General features: G+C 74.3%; 10 protein-coding genes. 5 read left to right on the top strand and 5 right to left on the bottom strand.

Annotated elements, in window-relative coordinates; all coding sequences use genetic code 11:
- Window positions 1–37: 37 nt before the first annotated feature.
- From ACRYM0_RS09555 to ACRYM0_RS09545, 3 genes are all read right to left on the bottom strand, one after another.
- On the bottom strand, window positions 38–1,387 hold the full coding sequence (locus ACRYM0_RS09555; RefSeq protein WP_432504430.1) for an MFS transporter: 1,350 nt from the start codon (window positions 1,385–1,387) through the stop codon (window positions 38–40).
- A 103-nt stretch (window positions 1,388–1,490) separates the two neighbouring features.
- Complete coding sequence (locus tag ACRYM0_RS09550) at window positions 1,491–3,200, bottom strand: dihydroxyacetone kinase family protein (protein ID WP_432504428.1); 1,710 nt, start codon at window positions 3,198–3,200, stop codon at window positions 1,491–1,493.
- A gap of 29 nt (window positions 3,201–3,229) precedes the next feature.
- Entirely contained in the window at window positions 3,230–4,303 is a 1,074-nt protein-coding gene (locus ACRYM0_RS09545) for a zinc-binding dehydrogenase (RefSeq protein ID WP_432504427.1), read from the bottom strand.
- Window positions 4,304–4,484: 181 nt separating this feature from the next.
- Between ACRYM0_RS09545 and ACRYM0_RS09540 the strand changes: the two genes are divergently transcribed.
- On the top strand, window positions 4,485–5,477 hold the full coding sequence (locus ACRYM0_RS09540; RefSeq protein ID WP_432504425.1) for a sugar-binding transcriptional regulator: 993 nt from the start codon (window positions 4,485–4,487) through the stop codon (window positions 5,475–5,477).
- The gene (locus tag ACRYM0_RS09535; RefSeq protein WP_432504423.1) at window positions 5,474–6,238 is read left to right on the top strand and encodes an SDR family NAD(P)-dependent oxidoreductase; all 765 of its coding nucleotides are present in this window, start codon (window positions 5,474–5,476) and stop codon (window positions 6,236–6,238) included. The genes ACRYM0_RS09540 and ACRYM0_RS09535 overlap by 4 nt, the downstream gene beginning before the upstream one ends.
- A gap of 31 nt (window positions 6,239–6,269) precedes the next feature.
- On the opposite strand, the gene ACRYM0_RS09530 is transcribed toward ACRYM0_RS09535, so the two are convergent.
- On the bottom strand, window positions 6,270–7,862 hold the full coding sequence (locus tag ACRYM0_RS09530; RefSeq protein WP_432504421.1) for a methyl-accepting chemotaxis protein: 1,593 nt from the start codon (window positions 7,860–7,862) through the stop codon (window positions 6,270–6,272).
- 138 nt (window positions 7,863–8,000) lie between these two features.
- Here ACRYM0_RS09530 and ACRYM0_RS09525 point away from each other — a divergent pair, with 138 nt between their 5' ends.
- On the top strand, window positions 8,001–9,083 hold the full coding sequence (locus ACRYM0_RS09525) for a magnesium and cobalt transport protein CorA (protein WP_432504419.1): 1,083 nt from the start codon (window positions 8,001–8,003) through the stop codon (window positions 9,081–9,083).
- A gap of 15 nt (window positions 9,084–9,098) precedes the next feature.
- On the opposite strand, the gene ACRYM0_RS09520 is transcribed toward ACRYM0_RS09525, so the two are convergent.
- A complete protein-coding gene (locus tag ACRYM0_RS09520; protein WP_432504417.1) occupies window positions 9,099–10,649 on the bottom strand; it encodes an FGGY-family carbohydrate kinase in 1,551 nt (516 codons plus the stop codon).
- 126 nt (window positions 10,650–10,775) lie between these two features.
- On the opposite strand from ACRYM0_RS09520, the gene ACRYM0_RS09515 reads away from it, so the two are divergent.
- Together ACRYM0_RS09515 and ACRYM0_RS09510 are read left to right on the top strand one after the other, a co-directional pair.
- Window positions 10,776–11,771, top strand: a complete 996-nt coding sequence (locus tag ACRYM0_RS09515; RefSeq protein ID WP_432504476.1) for an iron-siderophore ABC transporter substrate-binding protein — start codon at window positions 10,776–10,778, stop codon at window positions 11,769–11,771.
- 123 nt (window positions 11,772–11,894) lie between these two features.
- A partial coding sequence (locus ACRYM0_RS09510; protein WP_432504415.1) for a histidine kinase N-terminal 7TM domain-containing diguanylate cyclase occupies window positions 11,895–13,516 on the top strand: 1,622 nt, incomplete at its 3' end.

Below are 13,516 nucleotides of genomic sequence, written 5' to 3'. Positions count from 1 at the left end.
GTGTTCAACACCCGCGGCGCCGGGGTGTTCCTGGTGATCACGCCTGGACGGGCTCGGTGCGGCCGTGGGCGCGGTGCAGCTGCGGGACCTTCAGGAAGCTGACCATCACGAACGCGCAGGCGTACAGCCCGACGAACGCCCAGACCACGGCCACGTCGCTGCCGCCGAGGCCGTAGACCAGCGCCACGACGCCGGAGCCGAGGAACGTGGCACCGCCGGCGGCGGTGGTGTACATGGCCATCGCGGCGCCCTTGTGGTCGGGGGCCAGCGCGGGCATGATCGCGCCCATCGGGACGAACCCGGCGAGCAGCATCCCGAAGAGGCACCCGGCGAGCACCGACAGGACGTAGCCCCAGTCGCTGCCGGCGGGCACCAGCTGCGGGACGTACCACCACAGCAGCAGGCCGCAGGCGGAACCGACGATGCCGAACCACTTCACGGTGCGCTGCCAGCCGATCCTGTCGCCGAGGGCGCCGAAGGCGGCGTTGACGAAGATGTTCGTGGCGTACACGCAGACGGTCATGATCAGCCAGCGGGACTGGCCCCAGCCGCGCTGGTCGGCGATGACCGCCGGCAGCACGATGAACATGCCGAACTCCGGCGCCGTGTTGATGAGCCGCACGAGGAAACCCATGGCGATCTTCGGGCGGGTGAAGGTGAGCCGGAGGCCGGAGGTCAGCACCTGGCCGGTGCTCTCCCCCGCCGGGGCGATGCGGCGGCTGCCGCGCGGGTCGCGCACGCCGAACCAGGCGATGAGGAAGCCGGCCACGACGAGGGCGATGGAGGCGATCATCGCACCCGTCTCGCCCGTGGTGCCGCCTCCGAACACGGGGATCGCGCCGACCGCGAACAGTGAACCCAGCGTGGGCAGGCCACCGGTGAAGGCGACGTAGAACCAGCCGACCGCGGCGCCGTTGCGCTCCACGGACGTGGTGATGTTCACCCACACCAGGAAGGCGAAGGCGAACAGCGGGAAGCCGAAGCCGCGCAGGGTGTAGGCGACCGCGGTGAGCGCGAAGCTGTCGATCTGGAGGCCCAGGAGGAAGAGGACCTCGAACACGATCCAGACCGCGAAGCCCAGCGCCATGACGCGGCGCGGCCCGACGAGGTCCGACAGGGCTCCGGAGACGTAGCTGGCGACGAGCACCGAGAGGCTGTAGGCGGTGATGATGCCCGCGACGGTGGCCTCGGGGGACCCCAGCACCTCCACCAGGTGGGGGGTGAGGAAGTTCGACTCCACGCCGTTGCCGGTCATGAAGACCAGCACGGCGAGGAAGCCCCACTTCAGGACGGGCGGGATGCCGAGCCGCTCCAGGCGGCCCTCGGGAACCGTGCGGTTCGCCGTGGCGGCGCCTCCGGCGTCGCCGTGGGGCGGGAGGGTGGTCACGACGTTCTCTCTTCCTCGAGACGGTCAAGGGTCGTGCGGTGGGCAGGGCGCGGTCCGGTCCCGCGGCGGGTGCCGCGGGACCGGTACCGCTACGGGAGTTCGGTCAGAGGTTGTCGGCGATGGTGCGGGTCACCAGCGCCAGCGAGATCGCGCCGGCGTCCGGGTGACCCAGCGACCGCTCGGCCAGCGGACGGGCCCGCCCGATCTGCGGGCGCAGGTCCTTGGTGGCCTGCGCCGCCTCGCTCGAAGCCTGCGCCGCCGCGGCCCAGGCGCTCTTCAGATCGTCGCCGGCACCGACGCGCTCGGCGAGCTTCTCGGCGAAGGGCACCTGGGCATCCAGCATCGTCTTGTTGCCCACCCGGGCCCCGGCCAAGCGCTGCACGGCCTCGACCGAGGCGGTGGCGCCGGCGGCGACCTGTTCGGGCGTGGGAGCGCCCGCATCGCCGAGCTGGTCGGCGAAGGCGTGCAGCAGCACGCCCCAGATGACGCCGGAGGTGCCGCCGGCCCGGTCGGCCCACGCCCCGCCGGCCGCGGCCAGCGTCGAGGCCGCCCCGGCCCCGGCGTCCGCCGCCTGCCGGGCCGCGGCCGCCGCAGCGAGCGAGCCGTTGACCATGCCGGTGCCGTGGTCGCCGTCACCGGCGATCGCGTCGATGCGGCCCAGCTCGTCCTCCGCCTCGGCGAGCGCGACGCGCACGGCCTCGATGAGCGCGGCCACCTTCTGGCCGGCCTGCTGCGCGGCCTCGGGGGTGCCGGAGTAGTCGGCGACCTCGTCCTCGGGCGCCTGGAACGCCGGGGCGGGGGTGGTCTCGATGACCGGGCCGACGCTGAGGGCGGGCGCCTGCGCCGGCGCGGTCCACAACCGCTCCAGCTCCTCATCCAGCCACGTGACCGTCAGCGAGGCACCGGCCATGTCCAAGGACGTGACCAGCTCCCCGACCTGCGGGGCGACGATCTCGTACCCGGCCTCGCGCAGCCTGGCGGCGATGGGGGCGTAGAGGACGAACAGCTCCTCGTACTTGGTGGAGCCCAGGCCGTTGACCAGCACGGTGATGCGCCCGGTGTCCGGGGCACCGGCGGGCTTGCCGCCCAGCACCTTGCCCACCAGCAGCTCAGCGATCTCCTCAGGCGTGCCGATGGGTTCTTCGGAGATGCCCGGCTCGCCGTGGATGCCCAGCCCGATGCCCATGTGCCCCTCGGTGACCGTGAACAGCGGCTCGCTCTCGCCGGGCAGGGTGCACCCGGCGAAGGCGATGCCCATCGAGCGGGTCAGCTCGTTGGCGCGGCGCCCGGCGGCCACCACGGCGTCGAAGTCGTAGCCGGCCTCGGCCGCGGCACCGGCGATCTTGAAGGCGACCACGTCACCGGCGATGCCGCGGCGCTGGCCGTTGGCCCCCTGGCCCTCGGACGCGACGTCGTCGGTCACGACGAGCAGCTCGGCCGGGATGCCCTCGGCGCGCAGGCGCTCGGCGGCCAGGCCGAAGTTGAGGATGTCACCGGCGTAGTTGCCGAAGCCCAGGACCACCCCGCCGCCGCGGTGGGCGGCCTTGGCCACGTCGTAGACCCAGCGCGTGGAGGGCGAGGCGAACACGTTGCCGCACACCGCGGCGTCGGCCAAGCCGGGGCCGACGTAGCCGGCGAAGGCGGGGTAGTGCCCCGAGCCGCCGCCGGCGATCACGGCGACCTTCCCCTCGGGGGTGGCGGTGGAGCGGATCACGCCGTGCGGCACCGGCTGCACGTACTGCGCGTACAGGTCGGTGAACCCCGCCATCGCGTCGTCCACGAACGAGGACGGGTCCCCGAAGATCTTCGTCACGGCTCAGAACTCCTCAAGCGTCCGGGGCGTCAGGGCAGGAGGGAGACCTTGACGGAGTTCGCCGAGTCGGCGACCAGGTTCAGCCCCTCCTGGAACTGCTCCAGGGGCAGCTGGTGCGAGCAGATCTCGTCCATGGGCAGCCGGCCGGACTCGATGAGCCGCAGCGCCGCCGGCCAGGTGTTCTGCCCCAGGTGCGCGCCCAGGACGTTGAGCTCCTTGTCGTCGCTGATGATCGACCAGTCCACGCTCACCGGGTCCTTGAAGACGCTGTACTCGACGAACGTGCCGAGCTTGCGCAGCAGGTTCAGGCCCTGCAGGACCGCGGAGGGGTGGCCGGTGCCCTCGATGTAGACGTCGGCGCCGTAGCCGTCGGTGAGATCCTTGACGGCCTGCACCACGTCGACCTCGGTGATGTTCAGGGTGACGTCCGCGCCGCACTTCTTCGCCAGTTCCAGCTTCTGCGGCAGCGCGTCCAGCGCGATGATGCGCTTCGGGAACTTCGCCGCGGCACCGGCGATCATGCCCAGGCCGATGGGGCCGCACCCGGCGACGACGACGGTGTCGTCGAAGCGGATGCCGGCGCGCTCGACAGCGTGCAGGGCGCAGGACAGCGGCTCGGCGTAGGCGACGTGCGCCGGGGGCAGGTCGCCGGGCGCCTTGTGCACCAGCGCCTCGACCGGCAGCACGAGGTACTCGGCCATCGCGCCGGGCGTGCGCCGCTTGAAGCCGAACATGTCGTGCGGCTGGCACATGTGGTAGTCGCCGCGGTTGCAGTACCGGCAGTTCCAGCACGGCACGATCTGCTCGGCGACGACGCGGTCGCCCTCGACGACGCCCCAGCGCTTCGTGGCCTCGGCGTCGATCTGCACGACGCGGCCGGTGAACTCGTGGCCGGGGATCACGCCGGTCTCGGTCCACGCGGGGCGGTTCTCGTCGCCCCAGAACTTCGCGGCGCCGTGGTAGCACTTCAGGTCCGAGGCGCAGATGCCCACGGCCTCGACCTTCAGCAGCGCCTCGCCGGGGCCGGGGGTGGGCACCGGCACCTGCTCCAGCCGGTAGTCCTCGGGTCCGTGCACCACGACGGCCTTCATCGTGCTCGTCATCGCCTGCTCCTTCGCAGCACCTCCCGCACCGCGGCGGGGGGCTCGTCGACCAGTGGGATCGCGCCGGGTCCGGCGGCCGGGTGCACCACCCGCGCGCCCAGCGCCTGGCCAAACCGTACGGCCGTGCGGCACACTTGTCCAGCACACATGTGCACGACAGTGGCGCGAGGAGGCGGACACCGTGGTCGAGAGCAGACCGGACGAGCAGGGGCGCACGGCGCAGACCCTCGACGGCACCGGCCGCTTCCCGCTGCCCCTCGTGCACACCGCCGCCACGCTCTACTACCTCCAGGACGCCACCCAGGCCGAGATCGCCCAGCGCCTGGGCACCTCCCGCGCCACGGTCAGCCGCCTGCTGCGCGACGCCCGCGAGCGCGGACTGGTGCGCATCGAGGTCCCGCCCCTGCCCGAGCACGAACCGGCCGAGCTCGCCGGGCGGCTCGCACAGGCCCTGCGCCTGGAGCAGGTGCGCCTGTCCGCGGAGGCGGCGCCCGCCCACGTCGCCGAGGCCGTCTCACCCGTAGTGGGCCGGGCGCTGAGCGAGGCCGGCCTGCGGGCCGGGGACGTGCTGCTGGTGTCCTCCGGGCGCACCGTGTACGAGATCGCCCGCCGGAGCCTGCCCGAGCTGCCCGGCGTCCTGGTGGCCCCCGTGGTCGGCGGTCAGGACGAGCCCGAGCCCTGGTACCAGACCAACGAGATCACCCGCCGCGTCGCCGCGGCCGTCGGCGGGGTGCCGAGGTTCCTGTACGCGCCGGCGTTCCCGGGCCGCGAGCTGCGGGCCAGCCTGGACGCCGACCCGGTGTTCCAGCGGTTCGTCGAGCTGTGGCGGACGGCGCGCTGCGTCGTCACGGGCATCGGCGCGCCTCCCCTCCAGCGCGACTCGATCCCCTCGTTCGTCCCGACCGTCGAGACCGCGCTGCGCGACTCCGTCGGCGACATCGCCACCCGGTTCTACGACGCGTCCGGCCGCGAGATCCCCTACGACGGGTCCGACCGCGTGGTGGCCGTACCCTTCGAGGCGCTGCACCGGGTCCCCACCCGGATCGCCGTGGCGCACGGCGCCGAGAAGGTCCCCGGCATCGTCGCGGGCGCCCGCGGCGGGCACTTCAACCAGCTCATCACCGACCCCGGCACGGCGACGCGGGTGCTCGCCGCCCTCCAGGAGGAATCGTGACCACCACCCCCTTCTCGCTGACCGGGCGGCGCGCCCTCGTCACCGGCGCCTCCCAAGGCATCGGCGCCGACCTCGCCGACGCGCTGGCCGCCGCCGGCGCCGACGTCGTCCTGTCCGGGCGCCGCGCCGCGCCGCTGGAGGAGCTGGCGCACGCGCTGGAGCAGCGGCACGGGGTGCGCACCGCGGTGGTCCTGGCCGACCTGTCCCGCACCGAGGACACCGAGCGGCTGGCGGCCGAGGCCATGGTGCCGTTCGGCGGCCTGGACGTCCTGGTGAGCAACGCGGGGATCTCCCACCCGCAGAGCGTCGTCGACGTGGACGCCGTGACGTGGGACCTGACGATGGCGGTCAACCTGCGCGCCCCTGCGCTGCTGGGCTCGCGGGTGGGCCGGGCGATGGCCGCGGCCGGGCGCGGCAGCATCGTCAACGTCTCCTCCCTGGCAGGTTCCCTGGCGCTGGCGGAGCACTACGCCTACTCCTCCAGCAAGGCGGCGCTGCTCATGGCGACGAAGGTGCTGGCGCTGGAGCTGGGGCCCTCGGGCGTGCGCGCGAACAGCGTCAGCCCCACCGTCGTCATGACCGACATGGGCCGGCGCGTGTGGGGCGGGCAGAAGGGCGAGCCGATGCTGGCGCGCATCCCGGCGGGCCGGTTCGTCGAGCCCGCCGAGGTCGGCAGCGCGGTGGTGTTCCTGGCCTCCGACGCCTCCGCGATGGTCAACGGCACCGACCTGAAGGTCGACGGGGGCTTCTCCGTCGCGTGAGGGGGCGCCGGCCCGTGCGCCCCCGGGAGGGTCAGTACCGGAAGCGGCCCACCAGCGCCTGCAGCTCGGCGGCGACCGCGTCCAGGTCGCCGGCGGCGCGCTCGGACTCCGCCACGGACTCCTGCGTGGAGCGCGCCACGGCGGCGACCTCGCCGATGTTCGCGGCGATCTGCTCCGAACCGCCGGCGGCGTCCGCCGTGCCGCGGCTCATCTCCGCGGTCGTCGCGGTCTGCTCCTCCACCGCGGCGGCGATCGTCGTCTGGTACTGGTCGATCTGCCCGATGACCCCGGTGACGGCGGTGATGGCGTCGGCTGCGCTGCTCGTGTCGGCCTGGATGGCCTGCACCCGCGCGGAGATGCTCTCGGTGGCCCGGGCGGTCTCCTGGGCGAGGTCCTTGACCTCCGAGGCGACGACGGCGAAGCCCTTGCCCATCTCCCCCGCACGAGCGGCCTCGATGGTGGCGTTCAGCGCCAGCAGGTTCGTCTGCTCGGCGATCGCGGTGATGACCCTCACCACCTCGCCGATCTCCCGACTGGACTCGCCCAGCCGCTGCACGGTGCCGGTGGTGGCGCTCATGGCCTCAACGGCCTGCGCGGCGACGGCCGCGGCCTCGCTGGTGTTGCGGGCGATCTCCTGGATGGCCGTGCCCATCTCCGCCGCGCCGTCGGCGACGCCCTGGACGTTGCGGGACACCTCACCCGCGGCGCCGGCGACCACGTCGGCCTGGGCGGCGGACTGCACCGCACCGGTGGAGATGCACTGCGACAGCTCGCCGATGCGCCGGCTGGCACCGCTCAGGCCGGTGGCGCTGCGCTCGAAGGCACCCATGACCTCGCCGATCGAGCCGAGCGCGGCGTTCAGCGAGCGGCTCATGCGGCACAGCTCGTCGTTCGTGGTGGGTTCCAGGCGCTGCGTCAGGTCGCCCTGCTCAGCGGCGGCCAGCACCTCGGCGGCCCGCCCGATGCGGTGGGTGAGGTTGCGGGTAGTGCGCCAGGCGACGACGGCGGCGAGCACGGCGGCGAGCGCGCAGACGGCCAGCATCGCCTTGAGGAACCCGGCGCTGACGGCGCGCGCCTCGGTGCTCTCGACCTGGTTCTTCGCCTCCTCCATGTCGATGAAGACGTTGATCGAGGCGAGCCAGTCGACGAAGGCGGGCGCGGCCTGCGTCGTCAGCAGCGCCTCGGCCGCCGCCTCGTCGCCGGAGCGCTTGAGGGAGACGACCTGCTCGATGAGCGGCAGCGTCCGCTCCTGGACGGCCTCGATGTCCGCCAGGGCGGCGCGCTCGGCGTCGTCCACGGCAGCGGGGTCGCTGAAGACGTCCGCCATCGCGGCCGCGGACTCGTCGTACGCCTCCGCCAGCTCCTCGATGGTGGCGACCTGCTCGTCCACGCCGGCGCTGCTGTCGGCCAGCACCACGTCGCGCACCGCGATGGCGCGGTCGTGGACGCTGCCGCGGAAGTTGATGGCGTAGCGCGACTTCACGCCGTTGAGGTCGTTGATGGTCGTCAGGCGCTCGTCGATCTCCCCCACGCGCGAGGCGCCGAACGCGGTCAGCGCCACCATGAGCAGCACGATCACCGCGAACCCGGCGCCGATGCGTCGGCCGATCGTCAACCTGGGCACGACGAGACTCCTTCGTCCGGCGCCCCGCACCGGGACACGACCACCCCTCCCATCGGCAGCCGCGGCCGGGCGCTTGAGGACCGCAGGGCCCGGAGGTGGTGCACTGGTCCTCCCGCACGTCGTCGCAGGAGGTCACCGGTGTCGTCGCCACCGCACGAGCAGCAGCACCCGGACGCCCCCGGCACCGGCCCCGCCCCGGACCTGAGCGACCTGTCGGGGCTCCCGGTCGTGCGCTGCGAGCTGTACGGGCCGGGCGCCCCGCCGCAGCGGGTGGAGGACCCCGGCGCCGCCCTGGCGGCGGCCCGCGCGGGCGGCGGCTTCCTGTGGATCGGCCTGCACGGGACCGACACCGCCCACATGGCGCGGTTGCAGCGCCTGTTCGACCTGCCGCCGCTGGCCGTCGAGGACGCCGTCAACGCCCACCAGCGCCCCAAGTTCGAGGAGTACCCCGAGACGACCTTCGCCGTCCTCAAACCCGTCCGGTACGTCGACCACGAGGAGGTCGTCGACGTCAGCGAGGTCGCCGTGTTCCTCGGCACGCACTTCCTCATCACCGTGCGCCACGGCGACTCCGGCGTCGTCGCCGACGTCCGCGCCGAGATCGACGCCGCGGCGGGCGGTCCCGACGGTCCCGACGGCCCCGAGCGCGTGCTCTACCGGCTGCTCGACCGCGTCGTGGACGGCTACGGCGACGTGGTGCGGGCCATCGCGGTGGACGTGGAGGAGATCGAGGAGAAGGTCTTCAGCGGCGGCGAGGACGACCACTCCGAGCGCATCTACAAGCTCAAGCGCGAGGTGCTGGAGTTCAAGAGGGCCGTGGTGCCGCTCATCGCCCCGGTGCAGCAGCTCGTCGACGGCGGCCTGGCGCGCGCCGCCGACGGGCAGCGCCCGTACTACCGCGACGTGCTGGACCACCTGCTGCGGGCCGCCGACGCGATCGACGGCGACGACCGACTGCTCACCGACATCCTGCAGGCCCAGCTCACGCAGGTCGGCGTCCGGCAGAACCGGGTCAGCGCGCAGCAGAACGAGGACATGCGGAAGATCTCCGCCTGGGCGGCGATCGCGCTGGTGCCCACGGCGATCGCCGGGATCTACGGCATGAACTTCGAGCACATGCCGGAGCTGTCCACTCGCTACGGGTACTTCGTGGTCCTGGGGGTGATCGTGGCGGCGTGCGTGGGCCTGTACCTGACGTTCCGCGCCAGGAAGTGGTTGTGAACCCCCGGACGCGGCTCAGCCCCGGCTGCGCCGCTCCAGCGCGGACAGCCGGTGCTGCAGGTCCGCCGTCGCCTCGTGCAGCCGGCGGTACGCCGGGTACAGCTCGGCGTACACCTCGCCGGCGACCGGGTCGGGTTCGGTGAGGGTGCCCACGGAGTTCCACGTCGCGTCCACGTCGAGCGCGCCGAGCGCGACGGCCGCGAACTTCGCGTCGCCGTAGGAGGCGCCGATGCGCTCCGCGGGCAGTTCCTGGGCTCGGCCGGTGGCGTCGCTGACGATCTGCGGCCACAGGCCCGAGGCGGTGCCGCCACCGACGCCCACGACCCGGCGCACCCCCGCGCCGGAGGCCTCGATGACCTCCAGGTTGTGCCGCACGCTGAACGCGGTGGCCTCCAGCAGCGCGCGGTGCACCTCCCCGCGCGTGGAGCGCAACGTCAGGCCGAGCAGCGCACCGCGCGCGTCGGCGTCGGCGAAGGGGGTGCGCTCACCCGCGAAGTACGGCAGCGCCAGCAGCCCGTTCGCGCCGGGCGGGGCGGCGGCGGCCTCGGCCACGAGGTCGGCGACGTCCGGGGAACCGGCGGTCTCGCGCCACCACTCCGCTGCGGCGCCGGTGCTCGCGGTGCCCGCGGCCAGGGTCGACTGCCCGGGGCGCACGCCGGCGGTCCCCCACAGCGCCGGGTGCGAGCGCGGCCCGTCGGTGACGGCGACGAAGAACGTCGTCGTCCCGTACATGACCATCAGGTCGCCGGGCGCACCCACGTCGACGCTCTCCGCCTCGGCCCAGGCGTCGACGGTGCCGGCGGCGACGGGCGTGCCGGCGGGGACGCCCGTCTCGGCGGCGGCGGCCGCGGTGACGGTGCCCACGCGGTCGGAGGGCCACACCAGCCGCGGCATCGGCAGGCCGGGGACGACCTCCTCGCAGCGCTCGGCGATCCACGCCGCGGTGTGCCGGTCGTACAGCGGCGTGGTCTGGCTGGCGGAGTGGTGGTCCAGCACGTACTCACCGGTGAGCCGGAACGCCAGGTAGGAGTTCGACATGAAGAAGTACCGCGCGCGGGAGAACTCCTCCGGGCGGTGCCGGCGCAACCACGCGAGCTTGGCGCCGGCGGCCTGCGAGGACATGCGCGAGCCGCAGCGGCGCAGCAGGTCCTCGGCGCCGTAGCGCTCCTCCAGCTCGGCGGCCTCGCCCAGCGCGCGGGTGTCGACGCCGTACAGGACCGCCGGGTGCAGCGGTGCACCGGAGGCGTCGGCGAGCAGCGCGGTGGGACCGATGCCGCTGGCGCACACCGCCACGACCCGACCGGCGGCGGGGTCGCCGGGGTCGGCGGCGCGGGTCGTCAGCTCCCGGGCGATCGCGGCGAAGTCGCCCCACCACACCCCCTCGGCGTCGTGCTCGACGTGGCCGGGGCGGGGGTGTTCGGTGCGGTGGGCGCGCGAGGCGCGGGCCAGCACGCGCCCGTCGAGGGTGACCAGCACCCCCTTGCTGCTGCCGGTGCCGACGTCGACCCCGAGCAGCAGTTCCCTCGTCCCGTGCACCGTCCCCGCCTCCTCGCGCGCGTCCCGCACCGCATCCTCGCACCGGCGCGCGGGGCTGGTGCGCGGGGCCGGTGCGCGGGGCCGGACCGGCGCCGGTCGACTAGGCTCGACGACAGCAAGGTGAGCCTGTCCTTCCCGATCGGAGCCCCCGTGTCCCTGCCCTCCCGCCGCGCGCTCCTCGCCGGCACCTCGACCACCGGCCTGGCGGCCCTGACCGCGTGCTCGTCGGAGTCCGGCGAGGGCGCGGGCACCGCGACGCCGAGCGCGGCGGGCAGCGCGTCGGCCGGCACCGTGGAGACCCTCTTCGGCACCGTGGAACTCCCCGAGGACCCCCAGCGGGTCGTCGCGCTCGGCTGGGGGGACGCCGAGACGTGCCTCGCGCTGGGCACCCAGGTCGTGGGCACCTCCGACTGGCTCGCCTTCGGGGGCGACGGCGTGGGCCCCTGGGCCGACGACCTCGTCACGCAGACCCCCGAGCAGCTCGGCACCCTGGAGCTCAGCTACGAGGCGGTCGCCGCCCTGCAGCCGGACCTGATCCTCAACACCCGCAGCGACAACGACCCGGCGAAGAACGAGAACCTCACCGAGATCGCCACCACCGTCGGCCCGCCGCCGGGGACCACCACCCCCTACGGCACCTCCTGGCAGGAGCAGCTCGCCCTGGTGGCCACCGCGCTGGGCAAGGCGGACCAGGGCGACGAACTGGCCTCCGCCCTGCAGCTGCGCTTCGACGAGGTGGCCGCCGCGCACCCGCGGTTCGCCGGCAGGACCGTCACCGTCGGCACCTACTACTCCGGCGGCTGGGGCGCCTACGTCGAGGGCGACACCCGGGTGGACTTCATGACGTCCCTGGGGTTCGTGCAGAACCCCGCCGTCGCGGCCCTGCCCACCGACAGCTTCTCCGTGTCGCTGTCCGCCGAGCAACTCTCGCTGCTGGACGCCGACCTCGTCGTGCTCTTCCCCATCGGGCTGTCCGCCGAGGAGATCACCGCCGACCCCGTGGTGCAGGCGCTGCCGGCCACGCAGGACGGGCGCCTGGTCGTCCTGGACGACCAGGCGATCGTCTCGGCCTTCTCCAGCGGCACGACCCTGGGGCTGGGGTACGCCCTGGACGAGGCCGTGCCGCTGTTCGCGCAGGCCCTGCCGGCCTGACCGCCGCACCCCGCGCCGCACCGGCCTCACCCGGACGGCGCAGGACCACCTCCAGCACCACCCGCCCCGCGCCGATGCCCCCGGGGGCGCGGTGGGCGCCCGGGACCGGGCCCGGAGGGGGGTGTGGCTGCAGTGCCGGACGTGCTGGGCACCCTCTTCGTCCTGTCCGCCCTCGTGTGCGCGGTCACCGCGGCGCTCGCCTGGCGGCACCGCCGCTCGACCCCGGCGGCGACCGCGCTGACCGTGACGATGAGCAGCACCACGGTGTGGTCGCTGGCGATCCTGCCCGGCCTGTGGGGAGCCGACCCCGCCGTGCAGTCGGTGGCGGGCCTGGTGTGCCTGGCCGCCGTGCACGCCGTCTGCGGCGGCGCCTACACGCTGTACCGCAGCGTGGTCGACCCGTCCTGGCGGGTGCCGCGGCGCCAGGTGCTGCTCCTCGCCACCGCGTGCGGCGCCTGCGTGCTGACCGCCGCCCTGAACCCGGGCGAGCTGTTCTTCACCGACCTGCACGTCGCGGGTGACCCGCCCCGGCTCACCGGCGGGCTGGGGCCGCTGTTCTGGGTGCACACCACCTGGAGCTACTCGGTCGCCTCCTGCGGGCTCGTGCTGCTCGTGCGCGCGTGGCCCCGGGCCCCACGGGCGTTCCGCACCCAGATCGCCTGCCTGCTCACCGCGGCGTGCGTGCCGGCCGCGGGCAACGCGCTGGTGCTGCTCACCCCGCACCGGCTGGGGCAGGGCACCGCCCCGGTGGACCTGACCCCCCTGTTCTTCCTCGTCGCCGGCCTCGTCGACGCGGCCGCGATCCTGCGCTGCGGGCTGCTGCAAGTGGTCCCCGTCGCCCGGGCGCAGGTGCTGGAGACGCTCGCCGACGCCGTCGTCGTCGTGGACGGCGGCGGGCGCGTCGTGGACGTGAACCCCGCCGGGCGCGACCTGGTCCGGCGGGTGCACCCGCACCTGCCGGCCGAGCTCGTCGGGCTGCCCGCGCTGGACGTCCTCGGGCACGACGTGCACGGAGCGGTCACCGGTGACCTGCGCCGGACCGTCGAGCTGCTGCCCGGCCTGCACGTCGACGTGCGCGTCACCCCCCTCACCGACGGGCGGGGCCGCTCGCTCGGGCACGTCGTGGCCGCCCACGACGTCAGCGACGCGGTGCGCTCGGCGCAGCGCCTGCGCGAGCAGCTCGGCGTCATCGAGCGCCTGCGCGCGGAGCTGCAGGAGGAGTCCCTGCGCGACCCCCTCACCGGCCTGCACAACCGCCGCCACCTCGACACCGCCCTGGTCACCGCGCTCGCGCACGCCGACACCCACGGCCTGCCGCTGAGCGTGCTGCTGCTGGACGTCGACCGCTTCAAGTCCGTGAACGACGAGCACGGCCACGGCAGCGGCGACGAGCTGCTGCGCGCCCTGGCCGGCGTCCTGGGCCGGGAGGTGCGCTCGGGCGACACCGTCGCGCGCTACGGCGGCGAGGAGTTCGTCGTCCTGCTGCCCGGTGCGGACCGCGTCGGTGCCCTGCGCCGGGCCGAGCAGCTGCGCGCGGCGTGCGCACGGGTGAGCGTGCCGCTGCCCGTGCCCACCGGCGCGCGCGGGGACGACGCGGGCGGGACGCCGGAGCGGCTGCACCGCAGCGTCTCCGTGGGCGTGGCGACGTACCCGGCCGACGGGACGGACGCGGCGTCCCTGCTGGCCGCGGCGGACCACGCCCTGTACGCGGCGAAGGCCGCCGGCCGCGACCAGGTGGTCGCGGC

Origin of the sequence: Kineococcus arenarius subsp. arenarius (genome assembly GCF_050871845.1) — a bacterium.
Lineage (GTDB): Bacteria > Actinomycetota > Actinomycetes > Actinomycetales > Kineococcaceae > Kineococcus.
The sequence above is the reverse complement of the archived record's forward strand: the minus strand, read 5'-3'. Positions and strand labels throughout refer to the sequence as shown.